The 19776-nt window shown below is 74.4% G+C and carries 12 protein-coding genes and 1 pseudogene; 8 read left to right on the forward strand and 5 right to left on the reverse strand.

Features of this window, described 5'->3' with window-relative positions; genetic code table 11:
• The first annotated feature begins 107 nt into the window (after positions 1-107).
• Positions 108-4802 (forward strand): hypothetical protein, encoded by a 4695-nt coding sequence (locus ACF08D_RS27720; RefSeq protein ID WP_392226313.1) that lies wholly within the window; start codon positions 108-110, stop codon positions 4800-4802.
• Between the two features lie 140 nt (positions 4803-4942).
• Here ACF08D_RS27720 and ACF08D_RS27725 read toward each other — a convergent pair whose 3' ends face one another.
• Complete coding sequence (locus ACF08D_RS27725; protein ID WP_392226315.1) at positions 4943-5371, reverse strand: hypothetical protein; 429 nt, start codon at positions 5369-5371, stop codon at positions 4943-4945.
• Positions 5372-5824: 453 nt separating this feature from the next.
• On the opposite strand from ACF08D_RS27725, the gene ACF08D_RS27730 reads away from it, so the two are divergent.
• The 4 genes and pseudogenes from ACF08D_RS27730 to ACF08D_RS27745 all read left to right on the forward strand — a co-directional run bounded on the left by ACF08D_RS27730 (position 5825) and on the right by ACF08D_RS27745 (position 10098).
• The gene (locus tag ACF08D_RS27730; protein ID WP_392226317.1) at positions 5825-8623 is read left to right on the forward strand and encodes a nitrate- and nitrite sensing domain-containing protein; all 2799 of its coding nucleotides are present in this window, start codon (positions 5825-5827) and stop codon (positions 8621-8623) included.
• Positions 8620-9057, forward strand: a complete 438-nt coding sequence (locus tag ACF08D_RS27735) for a roadblock/LC7 domain-containing protein (protein ID WP_392226318.1) — start codon at positions 8620-8622, stop codon at positions 9055-9057. Before ACF08D_RS27730 ends, ACF08D_RS27735 begins: the two co-directional genes overlap by 4 nt.
• 10 nt (positions 9058-9067) lie before the next feature.
• A complete protein-coding gene (locus tag ACF08D_RS27740; RefSeq protein ID WP_392226320.1) occupies positions 9068-9508 on the forward strand; it encodes a DUF742 domain-containing protein in 441 nt (146 codons plus the stop codon).
• Positions 9489-10098 (forward strand): annotated as a pseudogene (locus ACF08D_RS27745) (ATP/GTP-binding protein). Before ACF08D_RS27740 ends, ACF08D_RS27745 begins: the two are co-directional and overlap by 20 nt.
• Here the strand turns inward: ACF08D_RS27745 and ACF08D_RS27750 are convergent.
• A complete protein-coding gene (locus ACF08D_RS27750) occupies positions 10088-10891 on the reverse strand; it encodes a M15 family metallopeptidase (protein ID WP_392226322.1) in 804 nt (267 codons plus the stop codon). The pseudogene ACF08D_RS27745 and the gene ACF08D_RS27750 sit on opposite strands and share 11 nt — an antisense overlap.
• Before the next feature lie 47 nt (positions 10892-10938).
• On the opposite strand from ACF08D_RS27750, the gene ACF08D_RS27755 reads away from it, so the two are divergent.
• On the forward strand, positions 10939-11439 hold the full coding sequence (locus ACF08D_RS27755) for an NUDIX domain-containing protein (protein ID WP_392226324.1): 501 nt from the start codon (positions 10939-10941) through the stop codon (positions 11437-11439).
• 42 nt (positions 11440-11481) lie between these two features.
• On the opposite strand, the gene ACF08D_RS27760 is transcribed toward ACF08D_RS27755, so the two are convergent.
• Positions 11482-13839 (reverse strand): TIM-barrel domain-containing protein, encoded by a 2358-nt coding sequence (locus tag ACF08D_RS27760; RefSeq protein WP_392226326.1) that lies wholly within the window; start codon positions 13837-13839, stop codon positions 11482-11484.
• A 225-nt stretch (positions 13840-14064) separates the two neighbouring features.
• On the opposite strand from ACF08D_RS27760, the gene ACF08D_RS27765 reads away from it, so the two are divergent.
• The gene (locus ACF08D_RS27765; RefSeq protein WP_392226328.1) at positions 14065-16050 is read left to right on the forward strand and encodes an acetoacetate--CoA ligase; all 1986 of its coding nucleotides are present in this window, start codon (positions 14065-14067) and stop codon (positions 16048-16050) included.
• A 104-nt stretch (positions 16051-16154) separates the two neighbouring features.
• On the forward strand, positions 16155-17036 hold the full coding sequence (locus ACF08D_RS27770) for a hypothetical protein (protein ID WP_392226329.1): 882 nt from the start codon (positions 16155-16157) through the stop codon (positions 17034-17036).
• A gap of 79 nt (positions 17037-17115) precedes the next feature.
• On the opposite strand, the gene ptsP is transcribed toward ACF08D_RS27770, so the two are convergent.
• Positions 17116-18786: a phosphoenolpyruvate--protein phosphotransferase gene (gene ptsP / locus ACF08D_RS27775; RefSeq protein WP_392226331.1), complete on the reverse strand. Its 1671-nt coding sequence runs from the start codon at positions 18784-18786 to the stop codon at positions 17116-17118.
• A gap of 82 nt (positions 18787-18868) precedes the next feature.
• Positions 18869-19318, reverse strand: a complete 450-nt coding sequence (locus ACF08D_RS27780; RefSeq protein ID WP_392226333.1) for a PTS glucose transporter subunit IIA — start codon at positions 19316-19318, stop codon at positions 18869-18871.
• Positions 19319-19776: the final 458 nt, after the last annotated feature.

Genomic DNA, 19776 nt, shown 5'->3' on the forward strand with positions numbered 1-19776 from the left:
GCACCGCACACGCAGTACACGACAGCACGCACCGCCCGCACCGCACACCACAGCCCGCACCGCCCGCACCGCAGCACACCACAGCACACGACTGAGAGTCCGCCGACATGTACGAGTTGTCCCGGGTCCGCCTCTACTCCATCGGGCCGGCCGGCGCGCGGTACGCCGACACCGTGCTGGACCTGCGCGGAGTGGGCGCCCCCGTGCCCCACCCCGCGCCCGCGCAGGCGGAGTTCTTCGAGGAGGAGCCGGTCGGCCCGCCCCGCCGCCCCGCGCCCGCCGGTGTGCTCTTCCTGGAGAACGGCGGCGGCAAGTCCGTCCTCCTCAAACTGATCTTCTCCGTGATGCTGCCGGGCCACCGCAACACCCTCGGCGGCGCCAGCTCCGGAGTGCTGCGTAAGTTCCTGCTCGCCGACGACTGCGGCCATGTCGCCCTGGAGTGGCAGCACACCCTCACCGGCGAACTGGTCGTCGTCGGCAAGGTCAGCGAGTGGCGCGGCCGGCAGGTCTCCAACGACCCGCGCAAGTTCGCCGAGGCCTGGTACTCCTTCCGCCCCGGCCCCGGGCTCGGCCTCGACTCGCTGCCCGTCGCCGAGGCCACCTCCGTCCGGCCGCCCGCCGAGGGCATCTCCGGCGCCCAGGGCCGCCGCCGCACCATGAAGGGCTTCCGCGACGCCCTCACCGACGCGGGCAAGGCGTACCCCCACCTGGAGGTGTACTGGGAGGAGATCCACGACCGCTGGAACGAGCACCTCGGCGGCCTCGGCCTCGACCCCGAACTCTTCCGCTACCAGCGCGAGATGAACGCCGACGAGGGCGAGGCGGCCGGCCTCTTCGCGGTCAAGAAGGACTCCGACTTCACCGACCTCCTGCTGCGCGCGGTCACCGACACCCGGGACACCGACGGCCTCGCCGACCTCGTCGGCGGCTTCGGCAACAAGCTCGGCCGCCGGGCCGAACTCACCGCCGAACGCGACTTCACCGCGGGCTCCGTCGACCTCCTCGGCCGGATCGTCGACGCCTCGGAAACCCGCGCACGCGCCCGCGACGTCCACGCCGGCGCCGAGCGCCGCACCCGCACCCTCGCCCACCGCCTCGCCGCCCGCGCCGCCGCCGAACGCGCGCGTACCGCCGAGCTGGCCGAGCAGGTCACCGCCGCCGCCCACACGGTCACCGGGGCCGAACAGGCGCGCGCGCACGGCTCCCGCATCGCCGCCGAGCTGGCCTACCGCCACGCCTCCCTGGCCCTCACCGCCGCCGAGAAGGGCGCCGCCGCCCAGCGCCGCGAACTGACCGACGCCCGCACCCTGCACGCCGCCTGGCAGGCCGCCGAGGCGGTCCTCAGGCACCGCGCCGCCGCCGACCGCTCCGCGCGCGTGGCGGCCGCCATCCGCGAGGCCGAGCGGGACGCCGCCCCGGCGCTCGCCGCCCGCGCCCGGGCCGCCGCCGACCTCGTCCGCGCCCTGCACGCCGCCGCCGACCGGGGCGAGCGGCAGGCCGCCGAGGAGGAGGAGCGCTCCGCGGCCCTCCAGGAGGCCGGGGAGACCGCCCACCGGGACGCCACCGCCGCCGCCACCGAGGCCCAGCGCGCCCGGAGCGAGGCCGGCCACCTGCGCCAGCGCCTCGCCGAGGTCGAGCAGGAGACCGCCGAGGCGGTACGCGCCGGATGGCTCGACGACACCGCCCCGGACGCCGACCCCGCCCGCGCCGCGCTCGCCGCCAGCGACGCCGAGAAGACCACCGTCGCCGCCTGGGACGAGGCCCGGGACGCCGCCCGCGCGGCCGCCGACCGGGCCCGCGACGCCGCCGCCGCCGAGTCCCGCGCCGAACTGGCCGCCGCCCGCGCCGCCGACGCCGCCGACGCCGCCGAGAACGCCCACCAGGCCGAGCGCCGGGCCGCCGAGTCCCTCGCCGCCGAGGAGCGCCTCGCCGAGCTGCTGAGCCTGCCGTCCGCGCCCCGGCCCGCGGTGCCCGGCCCCCGCCAGGGCCCCGGCCCCGCCGCCGGCGACACCCCCTCGGATGCCGGCGGGCACGGAGAGGCCCCGCCGCGCCCCGCCCAGGGGCCGCTCACCGTCGAGGAGTTCGACCGGTACGCGGACGACCTGCGGGAGCTGCTCGACCAGGGCATCGCCACCGCCGAGCGCAAGCTGTTCGAGCTGCGCACCGCCGCCGCCGACGACTCCCGCATCCTCGGCGCCCTCGGCGACGGCGGCCTCCTGCCGCCCGGCCCCGACGTCCTCGCCACCGTCGAGTACCTCGGCGAACAGGGCATCCCCGCCCTCCCCGGCTGGCGCTACCTCGCCCAGGCCGTCGACCCCGCCGACCACGCCGCCGTGCTCGCCGCCCGGCCCGAGCTGGTCGACGGCGTCGTCATCACCGACCCCGTCTCGTACGCCCGGGCCCGCGAGGTCCTCGCCGGCGCCGCCCTGCTGCCCCGCTCCGCCGTCGCCGTGGGCACCGCCGCCGCGCTCCTCGCACCCGTGCCCGGGGCCACCGGCACCGACCCGGACGTCTTCCTCGTACCGCCGAACCCGGCCATGCACGACGAGCACGCCGCCGACGAGGAGCGCCAGACCCTGCGCGCCCGCGCCGCCGCCCGCGACGAGGAGATCCGCTCCCTCGCCGCCCGCCTCACCGGCGACCGCTCCCTCGCCGCCCGCATCGGCTCCTGGCGCGCCGACTGCCCGCCCGGCATGCTCACCGAGCTGGCCGAGGGCGCCGCCACCGCGCGCGTGGCCGCCGAGACGGCGGAGGCGGCGCTCGCCGAGGCGCGCACCGTCCGGGCCGAGGCCGACGAGGCGGCCGCCGACACCGCCCGCGTACGGGACGAGCGACAGGAGGCCGCGCAGCGCGCCCGCCGGGTCGCCGACGCCCTCGCCGGGCTGGCGTACCGGCTGCGCGAGCGCGCCGGCTGGCAGGCCCGGCTGCGCGAACTGGCCGACGAGACCGCCGAGTACGAGGCCCGCGCCCAGACCTGCCTGGAGCGCGCCCGCGCCGCCGACGAGGACCGCCGCGCCGCCCAGCGCGCCGCCGACGACGCCCACCGCACCGCCCGCGCCCTGCGCGCCGAGCGGGCCGAGATCGCCGGAGCCCCCGAGAACCTGCCGGAGGAGGACACCGACGCCCCCCGCGCGCCGCTCGCCGCCCTCCGCGAGGCGTACCGCGCGGCCTCCCAGCTGTACGAGAAGGTCGGCGTCGGCGCCGACCTGCGCGCCGAACAGGCCCGCGCCGAGAGCGACGAGAGCGCCGCGCTCGCCGAGCTGGACCGCCTCACCAACAAGGTCCGCACCCGCGCCGCCCAGCTCCTGGAGAGCCCCGACGGCGCCGACGGCCCCTCCCGCCAGGCGGCGGCCGCCCGCGCCGAGTCCCTGGTCCAGATGCTGGAGTCCCGCGCCTCCGAGGCCAGCGAGAAGCTCGGCCGGCTGCGCGGCGAGGCGGAGCGCCTGGCACCCGAGGACGGCGAGGCCCACACCGACCTGCCCGACGAGCTGGTGCCCTCCGATGCCGAGCACGCCCAGGCGCTCCTGCGCACCGCGACCACCGAGCTGGCCGTCCGCACCGACGCCCTGGAGACCGCCCGCGCCACCCACGCCCGGCTCCTCCAGGCGCACCGTGCCGCCGAGGACGCCGCGAGCGGCTTCGACGAGACCGCCGCCCTCCTGCGCGACCTGCTCCGGGAGCACACCGACGAGGACCAGGAGAACCCCGAGCCCTACCCCGGCAGCCTGGAGGAGGCCCGCCGGTCCGCCGCCGAGGCCCGCCGCTCCCTGCGCGGCTGCGCGGCCGACCTGTCCGCCGCCGACGCCGCCGTCCGCGAAGCCTCCGACGTCCTCGTACGGCACGCCAACGCCACCCGTTTCGAGCAGGTCCGCACCCCCGCCCGGCAGCAGATCCGCGAACTGCCCGCCTCCGCGCTGCCCGAACACGCCGCCAAGTGGGCCGACGCCTTCGCCCCCCGGCTGCGGGTCCTCACCGACGAGCTGGCGCAGCTGGAGCGCAACCGCGACTCCATCGTCGACCGGCTGCGGGGCCTCGTGGAGTCCGCGCTGGCCACGCTCCGGTCCGCCCAGCGCCTCTCCCGCCTGCCCGAGGGCCTGGGCGAATGGTCGGGCCAGGAGTTCCTCCGCATCCGCTTCGAGGAGCCGGACCAGGCCACCCTGGTCGAGCGGCTGGGCGAGGTCGTCGACGAGGCCACCCGCGCCGCCCTCAAGAAGAACTCCGACCTCCGCCGCGACGGCATGTCCCTGCTGCTGCGCGGCGTCCAGGCCGCCCTCCAGCCCAAGGGCGTGGCCGTGGAGATCCTCAAGCCCGACGCGGTGCTGCGCGCCGAGCGGGTCCCGGTCGGGCAGATGGGCGACGTCTTCTCCGGCGGGCAGCTGCTCACCGCCGCCATCGCCCTGTACTGCACGATGGCCGCCCTCCGCAGCAACGACCGGGGCCGCGACAAGCACCGGCACGCCGGAACCCTGTTCCTCGACAACCCGATCGGCCGCGCCAACGCCACGTACCTGCTGGAGCTGCAGCGTGCGGTGTCGGACGCGCTGGGCGTCCAGCTGCTCTACACCACGGGCCTGTTCGACACCACGGCGCTCGCCGAGTTCCCGCTGGTCATCAGGTTGCGCAATGACGCCGACCTCCGGGCGGGCCTGAAGTACATCAGCGTCGAGGAGCACCTGAGGCCGGGACTGCCGCAGCCGGCGGGCGAGGGCGAGCCGGCGGTGCACGGCGAGATCACCGCCACCCGGATGTTCCGTCGGACCCCGGACCCGGAGCGGCTCCCGCACCCGGCGGCCACCGACTGACCCGGCGCGCCCACCGCAGGGGCCGCCCGCCGCCGCCCGACGGCGGCGGCCCTGCCCCGGTACCGCCGCCCCGCATCACCGGAGGTGCATCCCGCCGCTCAGGCCCGCGCAGTCGCCCAGGTCCGCCCGCCCACCGGCCCTCAGGCCCGCGACAGGTGACCGTCGCCGGCGGCCGGCCGCCGCTCGCGTATCGGCGCCGTCTCCCGCGGCGCCGGGCGGGCGGCGGCGCCCCGGGCGGCCCGCCGGGCACGGCGTCGCTCCCGCCGGAGGCGGCGCGCCGTGCTGCTCGGCGTCGACACCACACCGTGGCGCTGGTTCCACACCTGCCGGGTCACCCACACGTCCAGCACGGCCCAGGTGGCGACCACCGTGCTGCCCACACTGCCGAGCACCATGGGGAACGCGAGCCAGGACGCCGTGAGCGTGAGGAAGAACGCGACCATCGCCTGAATCAGCGTCACGGCCGTGACGAGCACCGCTCTCACCGCCGCCTTACGCACCGGATCGGGCAGCCTCCGCCTCCCCACCGGCTCTTCCACCCACAGTTCCCGCCGTGCCGCCGTCTCCATCCGAACCGCCACTCCCCACGACCGACCGTCTTCAGGGTGGCTGCCCGCCTTCAGCCGCTTTACGCCGACCGTTCCCGCCTCCCCGTACGAAAAGACGAACGACAGACAGTGAAGATTCCCCGCGAGCCGCACAATTCCAGCCATCCGTCATCCTGTTCGGGTAGCCGTCCCGACGGGTGACGTCCGTACCGGCGGTAATTGTCACCGCGCGGAATACCAGGACAACTCATGATCTGTGTCCCGCGCGGCGGCTGAAAATCGCCCGGACGTCCCTTCGAGTTGTCCGGGACGCAGTAGTAGGCTCGCGCCGTTTGTTGATGCGGACATGTGTTGAAGCGCACATGAGTTGACGTGTTGACGTGCTGACGTGTCGATGTGAAGAACACCCACGCCGGGCGGCCGACAGCCGACGGCCGGCGAACGACGGCGGGGCAGGTGCGAGTGGGGGAGGCCATGCGCTTTCGCGGAAAGTCGATCCGCCGGAAGATCGTGGCGTTGCTCATGGTGCCGCTCGTCTCCCTCACCGGCCTGTGGGGATTCTCCACCCTCATCACCGGCCGCGAGGCCGGACAGCTCCTCGACATCGGCTACATCGTCGAAAAGGTGGGCCAGCCCCTCGAGGACACCATCCACGTCGTCCAGCGGGAACGCCGCCAGTCCCTGATCTACCTGGCCGACCCCCGCTCCGCCGAGGCGCTCCCCGTCCTGCTCCGCGACCGGATCGCCACCGACCGGGCCATCGCCCGGATCCGCGACAACGCCCGGGACCCCGAGGTCACCGACGCCCTCAACGACCAGGCCGCCCGCAGGCTCGGCTCCCTCCTCGACGCCTTCGACGACATCACCGCCCTGCGCCGCTCCGTCGAGAACCGCGCCGTCGGCCGCACCCAGGCCCTCGAGTTCTACAACCGCCTGGTCGACCCCTGCTACAGCTTCCTCACCAACCTCCACGCCCTGGACAACGTGGAGATGGACAAGCAGGGCCGCGCCCTCGTCGGCATCGTCCGCGCCCGCGAGATGCTCGCCCGCGAGGACGCCCTCGTCGTCTCCTCCCTCATCAGCGAGCGGATCACCGCCGAGGAGATACGGGCGATCTCCGACCTCGTCGCCCAGCGGAAACTGCTCTACGAGGTCAACCTGGAGCTGATGCCCGGCTCCGAACGCCGCGTCTTCCAGGCGTACTGGCGCGGCCCCCGCACCGAACCGCTGCGCGACACCGAGGACGCCCTGCTGGCCGCCGGCCCGACCGGCGAACCCCGTACCACCGACGCCGAGCGGTGGCAGACCCTGGCCGGCCCCGTCCTCGACGGACTCGCCGAGGAGAACGTCCAGGCGGGCCACCGCTACCAGGACCGCGTCCGCCCGGCCGCCCACAGCGTCATCGTCAAGGCGGGCATCGCCGGCGTGCTCGGCTTCCTCGCCGTGCTCGTGTCCATCGTCGTCTCCGTACGCATCGGGCGCGCCCTCGTACGCGACCTGCGGCGGCTCCGGAAGGAGGCCCAGGAGGTCTCCGGCGTCCGCCTGCCCAGCGTGATGCGCCGCCTCGCCGCGGGCGAGCACATCGACGTCGAGACCGAAGTCCCGCACCTGGAGTACGAGAAGGACGAGGTGGGCCAGGTCGGACAGGCCCTCAACACCCTCCAGCGGGCCGCCGTCGAGGCCGCCGTCAAACAGGCCGACATGCGCCGGGGCGTCTCCGAGGTCTTCGTCAACCTCGCCCGCCGCAACCAGGTGCTGCTCCACCGCCAGCTCACCCTCCTCGACACCATGGAGCGGCGCACCGAGGACACCGAGGAACTCGCCGACCTGTTCCGGCTGGACCACCTCACGACCCGGATGCGCCGCCACGCCGAGGGCCTGGTGATCCTCTCCGGGGCGGCCCCCTCCCGCCAGTGGCGCAAGCCGGTCCAGCTCATGGACGTCGTACGGGCCGCCGTGGCCGAGGTCGAGGACTACGAACGCATCGAGGTACGGCGCCTGCCGCGCATCGGCGTCGGCGGCCCCGCCGTCGCCGACCTCACCCACCTCATCGCCGAACTCCTGGAGAACGCCACCGTGTTCTCCCCGCCCCACACCGCCGTCCACGTCCACGGCGAACAGGTCGCCAACGGCTTCACCCTGGAGATCGACGACCGCGGACTCGGCATGGCCCCAGAAGCCCTCCTCGAAGCCAACCTCCGCCTCGCCGAGACCCCCGAGTTCGAACTCTCCGACACCGACCGGCTCGGCCTCTTCGTGGTCAGCCGCCTCGCCCAGCGCCAGCACGTGCGCGTGTCGCTCCAGCCCTCCCCGTACGGCGGGACCACCGCTGTCGTGTTCCTCCCGGCCGCCCTGCTCACCGAGGCGCCCGAGACCCAGGGCACCGGCTTCCGGCTGGACCGCCAGGGCGGCCGCGGGGGAGCCACCGCCACCGGCGGCAAGGTCCCCCTGCCCCGGCGCGCCGCGCTCGCCAAGCCGCCCGCCCGGCCACCCGTCCTCGACGGACCGGTCGAACTGGAGGCCCCCGTCGGCGCGACCGGCCCCCACGAACGGCTCGCCGGCCTCGGCGAGCTGGACGAACGGCTCGGCCGGCGCCTCGGCGACCCGGAGGAGACCGAGAGCGAACGCGGCGGCCTCTTCCGCGCCCGCCCGCCGCTGCGCCCCGTGCCGGGCACCGCGCCGGACCGCCACGACGACCGGGAGCAGCACCAGCAGGCCCCGGACCCGGCCCCCGCCCGGCTGCCCCGCCGCACGCCCCCGACGCTCGTCGCGGACCGCGGCCGGCGCGTCGACGAGGACGGCCGTACGCACCCGGACTCCGGCCCGCACCCGGACTCCGGCCCGCACCCGGCCTCCCGTACGGCCCCCGCCTCCCGTACGGCCCCGGACTCCCGTACAGCTGAAGACTCCCGTACGGCCCAGGGTTCCGGCACCACCCCGGATCCCCGTACGACCCCGGACACCGCCCCCGCCGAAGGCGCTCCCGGCGACGACGCCACCCTGCTGCTGCGCGGCCTTCCCCGGCGCGTACGCCAGGCGAGCCTCGCGCCCCAGCTGCGGGAGGCCGCCCGGCGGACCCCGGCACCGGAGGACCGCGGAGCCGGACAGGACACCGACCTCGACATCGCGCGCGAGGCGGAAGAGGTACGCAGCCGCATGGCGGCGATGCAACGCGGCTGGCAGCGCGGGCGCAGGCAGAACGACGAGAGCGCCCCGCCCGCCGGCCGGAGCGAGACAGCACCAGGAACGACACCGGAGGGGAACGGTCCATGACCGCACCGAACGCCGCAGCACCCAACACGGCCGGACCGGCCGGCGAGCTCAACTGGCTCCTCGACGAACTGGTCGACCGGGTGGGCTCCATCCGCCAGGCCCTGGTGCTCTCCAGCGACGGCCTCGCCACCGGGGCCTCCAAGGACCTCAGCCGCGAGGACAGCGAGCACATGGCGGCAGTGGCCTCCGGGTTCCACAGCCTCGCCAAGGGCGTCGGCCGGCACTTCGACGCCGGCCGCGTCCGCCAGACCGTCGTCGAACTGGAAGAGGCGTTCCTCTTCGTCACCGCCGCCGGCGACGGCAGCTGCCTCGCCGTGCTCGCGGACGCCGACTCGGACGTCGGCCTAGTGGCGTACGAGATGACGCTGATGGTCAAGCGCGTCGGGGTCCACCTCGGCACGGCACCTCGGACCGGACTGCACACCGGAGGGTGAGGGGGATGCGATGAGTGACGCAGCGGGCCGGCAGCACACCGGACCGGGCCGGCACAGACGCCGGGACCGACCCGATCCGCACCACTGGTTCGACGACGACGCGGGGCCGGTGGTCCGCCCGTACGCCATGACCCGTGGCCGGACCAGCAGCGCCACCCGCCACCGCCTCGACCTGATCGCGGTGGTCGTCCCCGAACCGGCGGCCGACGACCCCGGCCGCGACCAGACCCTCTCGCCCGAGCACGTGGAGATCGTCGAACGGTGCAGCGACCTGCCCCGGTCGATCGCCGAACTCGCCTCCACCCTGGACCTCCCCGTCGGGGTGGTCCGGGTCCTGGTGGGCGACCTCGTGGAGGACGAGCTCGTCCACGTGACCCGACCCGTCCCGCCGGCCGAACTGCCGGACGTCAGCATCCTCCGTGAGGTGATCAATGGCCTTCGGGCGCTCTAGCACCGGCCGCAAGAAGCGACCGGTGGACCCGGTGACACTGAAGATCCTGGTCGCCGGCGGCTTCGGGGTCGGCAAGACGACCCTGGTGGGCGCGGTCAGCGAGATCCGGCCGCTGCGCACCGAGGAGAGCCTCACCGAGGCGGGACGGCCGGTCGACGACCTCAGCGGCGTCGAGACCAAGGACCACCACCGTCGCCATGGACTTCGGGCGCCTCACCCTGCGCGAGGACCTCGTCCTGTACCTGTTCGGCACACCCGGCCAGGACCGCTTCTGGTTCCTGTGGGACGAGCTGGCGCAGGGCGCGCTGGGAGCGGTGGTGCTGTGCGACACGCGCCGCCTGGAGGACAGCTTCGCGGCGGTCGACTACTTCGAGCGGCGCGGCATCCCCTTCGCGGTCGCCGTCAACCGCTTCGAGGGTACGGCGGGGCACCCGGCCGAGACCGTACGCGCGGCCCTCGACCTCGACCCCGAGGTGCCGCTGCTGATCTGCGACGCCCGGGAACGCGAGTCGGTCAAGGACGTGCTGGTCGCCGTGGTCGAGCACGCGCTGACCCTGGCCGCCCGTGACCGGGAGCCGGTCACCACCTGACGGCGGCGCGGGCGGAGACCGGGACGTCGAAGTACCGGTCCGGGTACGGCTCCGGCCGGTACGTGAAGTGCCACCACTCCTCGGGCAGGTTCACCAGCCCCTCCGCGGCGAGGGCGTCCCGCAGCAGGAGCCGGTTGGCACGCCGGACGCCTTCGATCCGCGGGTCGTCGGTGTGCGACAGCGTGTCGAAGCAGTCGTAACCGGTGCCCATGTCCACCGAGTTGTCGGGGAAGCGCTCCTCCCGGGGCGCGTGGCACGGCGTGAGCCTCTCGCCCGGTACGTACGGCCGGGTCGGCGCCGCGGGCAGCCGGACGAGCGTCACGTCCACCGTGGAGCCCCGGCTGTGCCCCGACCTCGCGGCGATGTACCCGTCCGCGAAGAGCCGCGACTTGTCGACCCGCGGGTAGAACTCCGCCTTCATCGCCTGGTCGCGCGGGTCCGCGGCCCAGCGGACGAAGCGGTCCACCGCGCGCTGCGGCCGGTAGCAGTCGTACACCTTCAGGGAGTGGCCCCGGCGCAGCAGCGTCCTCTGCGCCCGGCGCAGCGCTTCGGCGGCCGGCCGCGTCAGCAGGCACACCGGTTCGAGGTAGCCCGGCACCCGCTCGCCCGTGAAGTTGTGCGGGGTGGCGTACCGCATGTCCTGGAGGATCGTCGGTTCGACCGCCCGCAGCGACACGAAGGCCCCATGACCGTGTCCATGGCCGGGGTCGGGGCCCGGCGCCGGACCGGACGCGAGGGCGGACACCAGGAGGGGTACGAGGAGGGCGGAGGCCGCACGGGCGAGTCCTGTCATACGGACCCCTGTATCAGACCCGCGCCGCATCGGTAGGGTCCGACTCCGTGAAGGACTCCCACTGCGGCAACTGCGGCGCCCCCTACCCGTCCGGCGCGGGCTGGCCCCGCTCCTGTACGGCCTGCGGCGCCACCGCCTACCGCAATCCCCTGCCCGTCGCCGTCGCCCTGCTACCCGCGACCGGGGCGCACGGCACCGGCCTCGTCGTCATCACCCGCGCCATCGAACCGCAGCGCGGCCGGACCGCCCTGCCCGGCGGGTTCATCGACCACACCGAGGACTGGCGCGACGCGGTGGTACGCGAACTCCGGGAGGAGACCGGCATCGAGGCGTCCGCCCGGGACGTCACGCTCGCCGACGCGATGAGCTCGCCCGGCGGCCATCTGCTCCTGTTCGGGCTCCTCCCGGCCCGCCCGGCGGCCGGCCTCCCGCCGTCCGCGCCCACCGACGAGACCACCGGCCACCACGTCCTGCGCGCCCCGGAAGACCTGGCCTTCCCGCTCCACACCAGGGCGGTCGCCAACTGGTTCGCGGGCCACTACACCTGACACCAACCCACCCCCCCCACATCCCCCCAACATCCACCCGCCTCACACCCCCCGCACCCGCACCCTGCCCTCCGCCGCCACCGCACCGCCGTCCGTGACCCGCTCCACCACCACCCGCCCCTCCACGACCCGCGACACATACCGCTCGACCTCCGCCCCGGCCCAGCCGTCCCCGGCGTCCCACACCACCAGCCCACCACCGGTACGGCCCACCGCCGGGGCCCACACCTCCAGCTCGTCCTGCCCGTCCGCGCCACGCACCGGCAGCACCGCCCCCGCCCGCGCGAGGACCGGGATCCGCGACAGGGGCGCGTCCACCAGCACCTGGCCGGGGCCCTCGTACGCCTCCCCGGTGGCCGTGTCGTACCAGCGCCCCCGCGGCAGCCGCACCGCCCGCCGGTCCGTCCCGCGCGTGAGGACCGGCGCCACCAGCAGGGCGTCCCCCAGCAGGAAGGCGTCCTCGCAGTCCCGCAGCACCCGGTCCTCCGGAGAGCCCCACCACACCGGCCGCACATAGGGCGCCCCGGTACGCCGCGACAGGTGCGCCAGCGTCACGAAGTACGGCCGCAGCCGCTCCCGTTCCGCCAGCGCCCGCCGGGCCCCCTCCAGCACCTCCGGGCCGAACTCCCACGGTTCGCGCCGGCCCGCGTCGATCGCCGAGTGCGTACGGAACAGCGGCATCCAGGCACCGAGCTGCAACCACCGCAGGAACAGCTCCGGCGACGGCCGCCCGTCGAACCCGCCCACGTCCGGACCCGAGTACGGCACCCCGCACAGTCCCAGCCCCAGCACCAGGGACAGCGAGGCGCGCAGCCCCGGCCACCCGGTCGACACATCGCCCGACCAGGTCCCGCCGTACCGCTGCATCCCCGCCCACCCGGAGCGCGAGAACAGGAACGGCCGCTCCCCGGGGCGCAGCCGCCGCAGCCCCTCGTAGCCCGCCCGGGCCATGGCCAGCCCGTACACGTTGTGGCCCTCCCGGTGGTCGCCCCCGCGCCCCTCCAGCACGTGCCGTGCCGAACGCGGCAGGGTCGTCTCGCCGAACGCGGCGAACGACACCGGCTCGTTCATGTCGTGCCACACCCCGGAGAACCCCTGCGCGAGCCGCTCCTCGTACAGCCCGCCCCACCACCGGCGCACCTCCGGATCGGTGAAGTCCGGGAACACGCACTCACCCGGCCACACCACGCCCCGCACCACCCGTCCCCGCGCGTCCCGCACGAACGCCCCGCCCTCCCCGACGGCGGCGCCCTCCTCGAAGAGCCGGTTCCCCCGCTCGGCCCGCACCCCTGGGTCCACGATCGACACCAGCCGCACACCCCGCCCGGCCAGGTCCCGCGCCAGGCCCGGCAGGCCGGGGAAGCGGTCGCGGTCGACGGTGAACACCTGGTGCCGGTCGTAGTGGTCGATGTCCAGATGCAGCGCCGACAGCGGCAGCCCCCGCCGCTCATAGCCATCCACCACCCGCCGGACCTCCTCCGCGCTGCCGAAGCCCCACCGCGCGTGCTGCGGCCCCAGCGCCCACGACGGAGGCAGCGCCGGCGCCCCGGTCAGCGCGCTCCAGCCGTGGAGCACGCGCGCGGGGGTGCCCACCACCACCCAGCAGCGCAGCGGACCGCCCCCCATCCGCACCTCGCTCGTCCCCGGCCGGTCGTGCCCCGACCCGGCACCCTCCGCACCCTCCCGCAGCGTCACCCACCCGTCCCAGGAGTTGTCGTGGAAGGCCAGGTGCGTCCCCGCGTCGGACACCACCAGCTGCACCGGCATCGTGATGTACAGCGGATCGTCACCCGGCCCGAAACCCCCGCCCGGGTCGGTGTTCCACAAGCGGTACGCCCCGTCCCTCAGCCGCGGTCCCGAAGCCCGCCCGCCCAGCCCGAAGAACCGCGCGTCGGCCGGGACCTCCGACCGCTGCACCCACCGCGCCGGGCCCCCGCCCACCGGCTCCCACCACCGCGGCGGCAGGTCCCGCCGCAGCACCACCCCGCCCGGCGTCCGCACCTCCACGGCACCGTTGCGGGACACCGCCACCGTCACCCGCTCGGCCACCACCCGCCAGCCGCCGCCCTTGTCGGGCTCCAGCGTCACGCGCGCGTCCGGCTCCGGCGGCGGGCCGGCCAGGGCGTACGACGGCAACGGCCCCGCCCCGTCCCACCCCCAGAACACCGTGCCACCGCCCGACACCCACACCCGCACCTCCGCCCGGGCGAACCGCACGATCCCCCCGCCCGGCAGCGGCTCCGCCCCCTCCACCGGACCGGGCACCCGCGCCCGCTCCGCCCCCCTCGGGCGCAGCGCCCGCGCGTCCGCGCGCCGCCGCCGCCACGCCGACCGCAACGCCCGCAGCCCCCGCACCGTGCCGAAGATCCTCACCGAACGCACCAGATCGCGACCGTCCATGGAGATCACCCTGCCACCCGGCCGCCGCCGCCCAAGGCGCGTTCAACTCCCGTTCACCCGTGGTGCCAGCACATATTCACCCCGCCGACCATGGGTGGGGAGCCCTGGTGCGAGAGACGATCACATGGCATCGTCCTGCTCAGCCGCGTCACGCGCACACCCCCGCACGTGCGCGTGACACACGCAGACCCGCGTACAGGGACGTACACGCCAGGGAGCAGCCCCATGACCACAGAGCACGCGCAGCCCGAGCCGCTCTGGCAGCCCGACCAGGACCGCGTCGACACCGCCGCGATCACCCGCTTCCAGGCGTGGGCGGCCGAACGGCACGGAGCCCCCGCCGACGGCGGCTACCCCGCCCTCCACCGCTGGTCCGTCGAGCAGCTCGACACCTTCTGGCAGGCGCTCGCCGAGTGGTTCGACGTCCGCTTCAGCACCCCCTACGAGAGGGTCCTCGGCGACCGCTCCATGCCCGGCGCCCAGTGGTTCCCCGGCGCCACCCTCAACTACGCCGAGCACGCCCTGCGCGCCGCCGCCGACCGCCCCGAGGCCCCGGCCCTCCTGTACGTCGACGAGACGCACGAGGTCACCCCCGTCAGCTGGGCCGAGCTGCGCCGCCAGGTGGGCGCCCTCGCCACCGAACTGCGCGCCCTCGGCGTACGCCCCGGCGACCGCGTCAGCGGCTACCTGCCCAACATCCCGCAGGCCGTCACCGCGCTCCTCGCCACCGCCGCCGTCGGCGCCGTATGGACCTCCTGCGCCCCCGACTTCGGCGCCCGCAGCGTCCTCGACCGCTTCCAGCAGGTCGAACCGGTCGTCCTGTTCACCGTCGACGGCTACCGCTACGGCGGCAAGGAGCACGACCGCCGCGACACCGTCGCCGAACTCCGCCGCGAACTGCCCACCCTCCGCGCCGTCGTCCACATCCCGCTCCTCGGCACCCCCGCCCCCGAAGGCGCCCTCGACTGGGCCGCCCTCACCTCCGGCGACACCGAGCCCGTCTTCGAGCAGGTGCCCTTCGACCACCCCCTGTGGGTGCTGTACTCCTCCGGCACCACCGGCCTGCCCAAGGCCATCGTCCAGTCCCAGGGCGGCATCCTTCTCGAACACCTCAAGCAGCTCGGCCTCCACTGCGACCTCGGCCCGGAGGACCGCTTCTTCTGGTACACCTCCACCGGCTGGATGATGTGGAACTTCCTCGTCTCCGGCCTCCTCACCGGCACCACCGTGATCGTGTACGACGGCAGCCCCGGCCACCCCGACACCGGCGCCCAGTGGCGGATCGCCGACATCACCGGCGCCACCCTGTACGGCACCTCCGCCGCCTACGTCATGGCCTGCCGCAAGGCCGGCGTCCACCCCTCCCGCGACCACGACCTCTCCCGCATCACCTGCGTCGCCACCACCGGCTCCCCGCTCCCGCCCGACGGCTTCCGCTGGCTCCACGACGAGGTGCGCGAGGACCTGTGGATCGCCTCCGTCAGCGGCGGCACCGACGTGTGCAGCTGCTTCGCCGGCGCCGTCCCCACCCTCCCCGTGCACATCGGCGAACTCCAGGCCGCCTGCCTGGGCACCGACCTCCAGGCATGGGACCCCGACGGCAAGCCCGTCACCGAGGAGGTCGGCGAACTGGTTGTCACCAACCCCATGCCCTCCATGCCGATCCGGTTCTGGAACGACCCCGACGGCAGCCGCTACCACGACAGCTACTTCGACACCTACCCCGGCGTCTGGCGCCACGGCGACTGGATCACCCTCACCCGCCACGGCTCGGTGATCATCCACGGCCGCTCCGACTCCACCCTCAACCGCCAGGGCGTCCGCATGGGCAGCGCCGACATCTACGAAGCCGTCGAACGCCTCCCCGAGATCCGCGAATCCCTCGTCATCGGCGTCGAAGAACCCGACGGCGGCTACTGGATGCCCCTCTTCGTCCACCTCGCCGAGGGCGCCACCCTGGACGACGACCTCATCAGCCGCATCAAGCGCACCATCCGTGAGGAACTCTCCCCCCGCCACGTTCCCGACGAGATCATCGAAGTGCCCGGCGTCCCGCACACCCTCACCGGCAAGCGCATCGAAGTCCCCGTCAAGCGCCTCCTCCAGGGCACCGACCTGGCCAAGGCCGTCAACCCCGGCTCCGTCGACAACCTCGACCTGCTCCGCTTCTACGAGGGCCTCGCCCGCGACCGCGCCCGCCGCACCCCCTGACCCCGGCCACCCCCCGACTGTCAGTGCCCCCGACTACGGTGAGTAGTCATCGATCGCCGTAGCGACACGGCACGCGATCGCGGACCCATCGACCGGGGGGAACCATGGCCCGCACCACCGCCACCACCACCGCACGCCGCGCACTGCGCCGCGAAGTCCCCAGCACCGTCGGCATCCTCGCCGACCAGCAGGACTTCGCGGCCATGCGCGACCGCTACCCCTCCTTCCCCTTCGACGACCACACCACCTACCTCCACCACGTCGAAGGACTCCTCACCACCCTCGCCACCCGAGGCGGCCACACCACCGTGGCCCTTTTCGACCCCGAGGACTACGAGGAGTACTGCGCCGAGACCGGCCTCGACCCCGACACCCCCACCAGCCGCAGCCGCTTCACCGCCGAGATCGCCGCCACCGGCGCCTGCCTCCCCTACACCGGACAACCGGTCGAGCAGCTCGTCCCGCTCCTCGTCCACCGCGCCGTCCGCCAGGCCACCTGGGAGTACGCCACCATGCTGCTCACCGACATCGGCCAGTGCGCCGACTGCGGCCAGGACATCGGCCGCTCCGCCTTCGACCAGGCGTCCCGCACCCTCACCCGCCTCCTCGAAGAAGCCGGCCCCGGCAGCCACCACCTCGTCCTCAGCGTCCCCGCCGACGAACAGCTCCTCGCCGCCCTCCACGCCGAACGGCCCCCCACCGGCCCCGCCGTCCTCGACCCCACCGAAGGCGCCGAATTCGCCACCGTCCTCGCGGCCGGCATCGCCCTCGAAAGCCCCGGCGGCCTCGTCCTGCGCACCACCACCCCCGCCGCACCCGACCGCGTCCACGGCTGGCGCCTCGACCGGGGCCGGCTCGTCCCCCTCACCGCAGCCGAGGTCTTCAACGCCTACTGCACCGACGCCACGACCGGCGAACCCCTCCCACCCGAACCGGGCGTCGACTACCGCGCCGGCTTCGACCTCCCCCAGGACGATCACCACTGACCACCCGGAAACGACAGGAGGGGCTGTCCCCGCCCACCGGGCGGGCACAGCCCCTCCAGAACCACACCACCGGCCGGGACTACTCCCCGGACAGCACCGCCTGCGCGGCCAGCCGCGCCTCCTCCGCCGAGTCCGTCGCCCGGGCAGCCGCCGCCGCCCGCTCGCACTGCGCCAGCGTGTGCTTCGCCAGCGTCGCCCGCACATACGGAATCGACGCCGCACCCATCGACAAGGAGGTCACCCCCAGCCCCGTCAGCACACAGGCCAGCAGCGGATCCGACGCGGCCTCACCGCACACACCGCAGCTCTTGCCCTCGGCCGCGGCCGCCTCGGCCGCCACCGCCACCAGGTCCAGCAGCGCCGGCTGCCACGGATCCTGCAGCCGCGACACCGCACCCACCTGCCGGTCCGCGGCGAAGGTGTACTGCGCCAGGTCGTTCGTACCCAGCGACAGGAACTCCACCTCCTGAAGGATCGACCGCGCCCGCAGCGCCGCCGACGGAATCTCCACCATCGCACCGAACTTCGCCCGCAGCCCGGCCTCGCGGCACGCGTCCGCGAACGCCTTCGCATCCGCCCGGTCCGCCACCATCGGCGCCATGACCTCCAGATACACCGGCAGGCCCTCGGCGGCCTTCGACAGCGCCGTCAGCTGCGTCCGCAGCACCTCCGGGTGGTCCAGCAGCGTCCGCAGACCCCGCACACCCAGCGCCGGGTTCGGCTCGTCCGCCGGAGTCAGGAAGGCCAGCGGCTTGTCCGCACCCGCGTCCAGCACCCGCACGACCACCCGGCCCTCGGGGAACGCCTCCAGCACCTTGCGGTACGCCTCGACCTGCGCGGCCTCCGACGGCGCCCGCTCACTGTCGTCCAGGAACAGGAACTCGGTACGGAACAGGCCGACGCCCTCCGCCCCCGCCTCCACCGCGGCCGGCACATCGGCGGGCCCGCCCACGTTCGCCAGCAACGGCACCTTGTGCCCGTCGGACGTCGCGCCAGGACCCGTCGCCGCCGACAGCGCCGCCCGGCGCTCGGCCGCCGCCGCCTCCAGCTGGGCCCGCTTCTCCTCGCCGGGCTCCACGAAGATCTCACCCGTGCTGCCGTCCACCGCGACCACGGTGCCCTCGGCCAGCTCACCGGCGCCCGGAAGCGCCACCACGGCCGGCACACCCAGCGCCCGCGCCAGGATCGCGCTGTGACTGGTCGGCCCGCCCTCCTCGGTCACAAAGCCGAGGACCAGCGTCGGGTCCAGCAGCGCCGTGTCCGCCGGAGCCAGGTCCCGCGCGATCAGCACGTACGGCTCGTCGCTGTCCGGAACACCCGGCATCGGCACCCCGAGCAGCCGGGCCACGATCCGGTTCCGCACGTCGTCCAGGTCCGCGACCCGGCCCGCCAGGTACTCCCCGGCACCCGCCAGCAGAGCCCGGTAGGCGGCAAACGCGTCGTACACCGCCCGCTCGGCCGTGCTCCCCACGGCGATACGCCGCTCCACGTCCGCCATCAGCTCGGGGTCCTGCGCCATCATGGCCTGCGCCTCGAGCACATGCTGTGCCTCACCGCCGGCCAGATTGCCCCGGGCGATCAGATCGGCGGCCACCGCCTCGACCGCCTGACGGGCACGCCCCTGTTCGCGCTCCGCCTCCTCGGCCGGAATCTGCTTGGCCGGCGGCTCCAGCACCGCCGTCCCCATGTGGCGGACCTGTCCGATCGCCACACCGTGGCTCACGCCGACGCCCCGCAGCGTTGTCTCCATTACACCTGTCTCCGATAGACCGGCGGCCGGTGGCCGCCCCGTTGTATGTCCCGACCCGCCGCCGCCCTGAACGGCAGCGGTGTCACTGCCAGGAGAAGAGCGCGTCGCCGGCCTTCACCTCGGTGGCGTCGGCGACGGCGCTCAGGGCGTCGGCGGTGGCCTCCAGGGCCACCACGGGGCAGATCGGCGACTTGCCGGCCGCCTCCACGGCCGCCGGGTTCCACCGCACGATCTCCTGCCCGCGCGTCACGGTGTCCCCCTTGTTCACCAGGAGCTCGAAGCCCTCACCGTTGAGCTGGACGGTGTCGATGCCCAGGTGCGTGAGCACACCGTGCCCCTCGCCGTCGACGACCACGAAGGCGTGCGGGTGCAGGGACACGACGATGCCGTCCACGGGGGCCACGGCCGCCGACGCCTCGCGCACGGGGTCGATGGCGGTGCCCGGGCCGACCATCGCCCCGGAGAAGACCGGGTCGGGTACGGCGGCGAGTCCGATGGCGCGGCCCTCGAGCGGCGACGTCACGGTGGTCATGGGGAGCCTCCCAGGGGGTGGAGATTCTGTCTCGCCGTCACACCTGTCCTGGACGGCGCATTGATCAGAAGCGTATGTCATGAGAAGTCCGGGTTGCGCCCGAGACGTCCGGGTTGGTGGACCTAGGGGCCACCGGAAGCGATTTGCCTCAACTACCAACGGGCGGTAGGGTCGTACCCCTGCCTGACCGCGACGCAGCACTGAGTCGGAGGTCGGCAGCGACTCTCACGCCGGATCCTAACTGGTCTACACCACTGGTCTACACCTCTGTGTCCATCAGGTGGCGGTCAGGAGGACGAAAAAAGGCTGATAGAGTCGGAGCCGCCGGAAAGGAAAAGCGCGAAAGCGCCGGAACTGACCAATGGCAGCCCGCTCCAGCGGGTGGCAGAAACGGAAAAAGGATCTGCTAAGCTGGAAACACGAAATACCGAAGGGAAGCGCCCGGAGGAAAGCCCGCA

Source organism: Streptomyces sp. NPDC015131 (assembly GCF_043079975.1).
Taxonomy (GTDB): Bacteria; Actinomycetota; Actinomycetes; order Streptomycetales; family Streptomycetaceae; genus Streptomyces.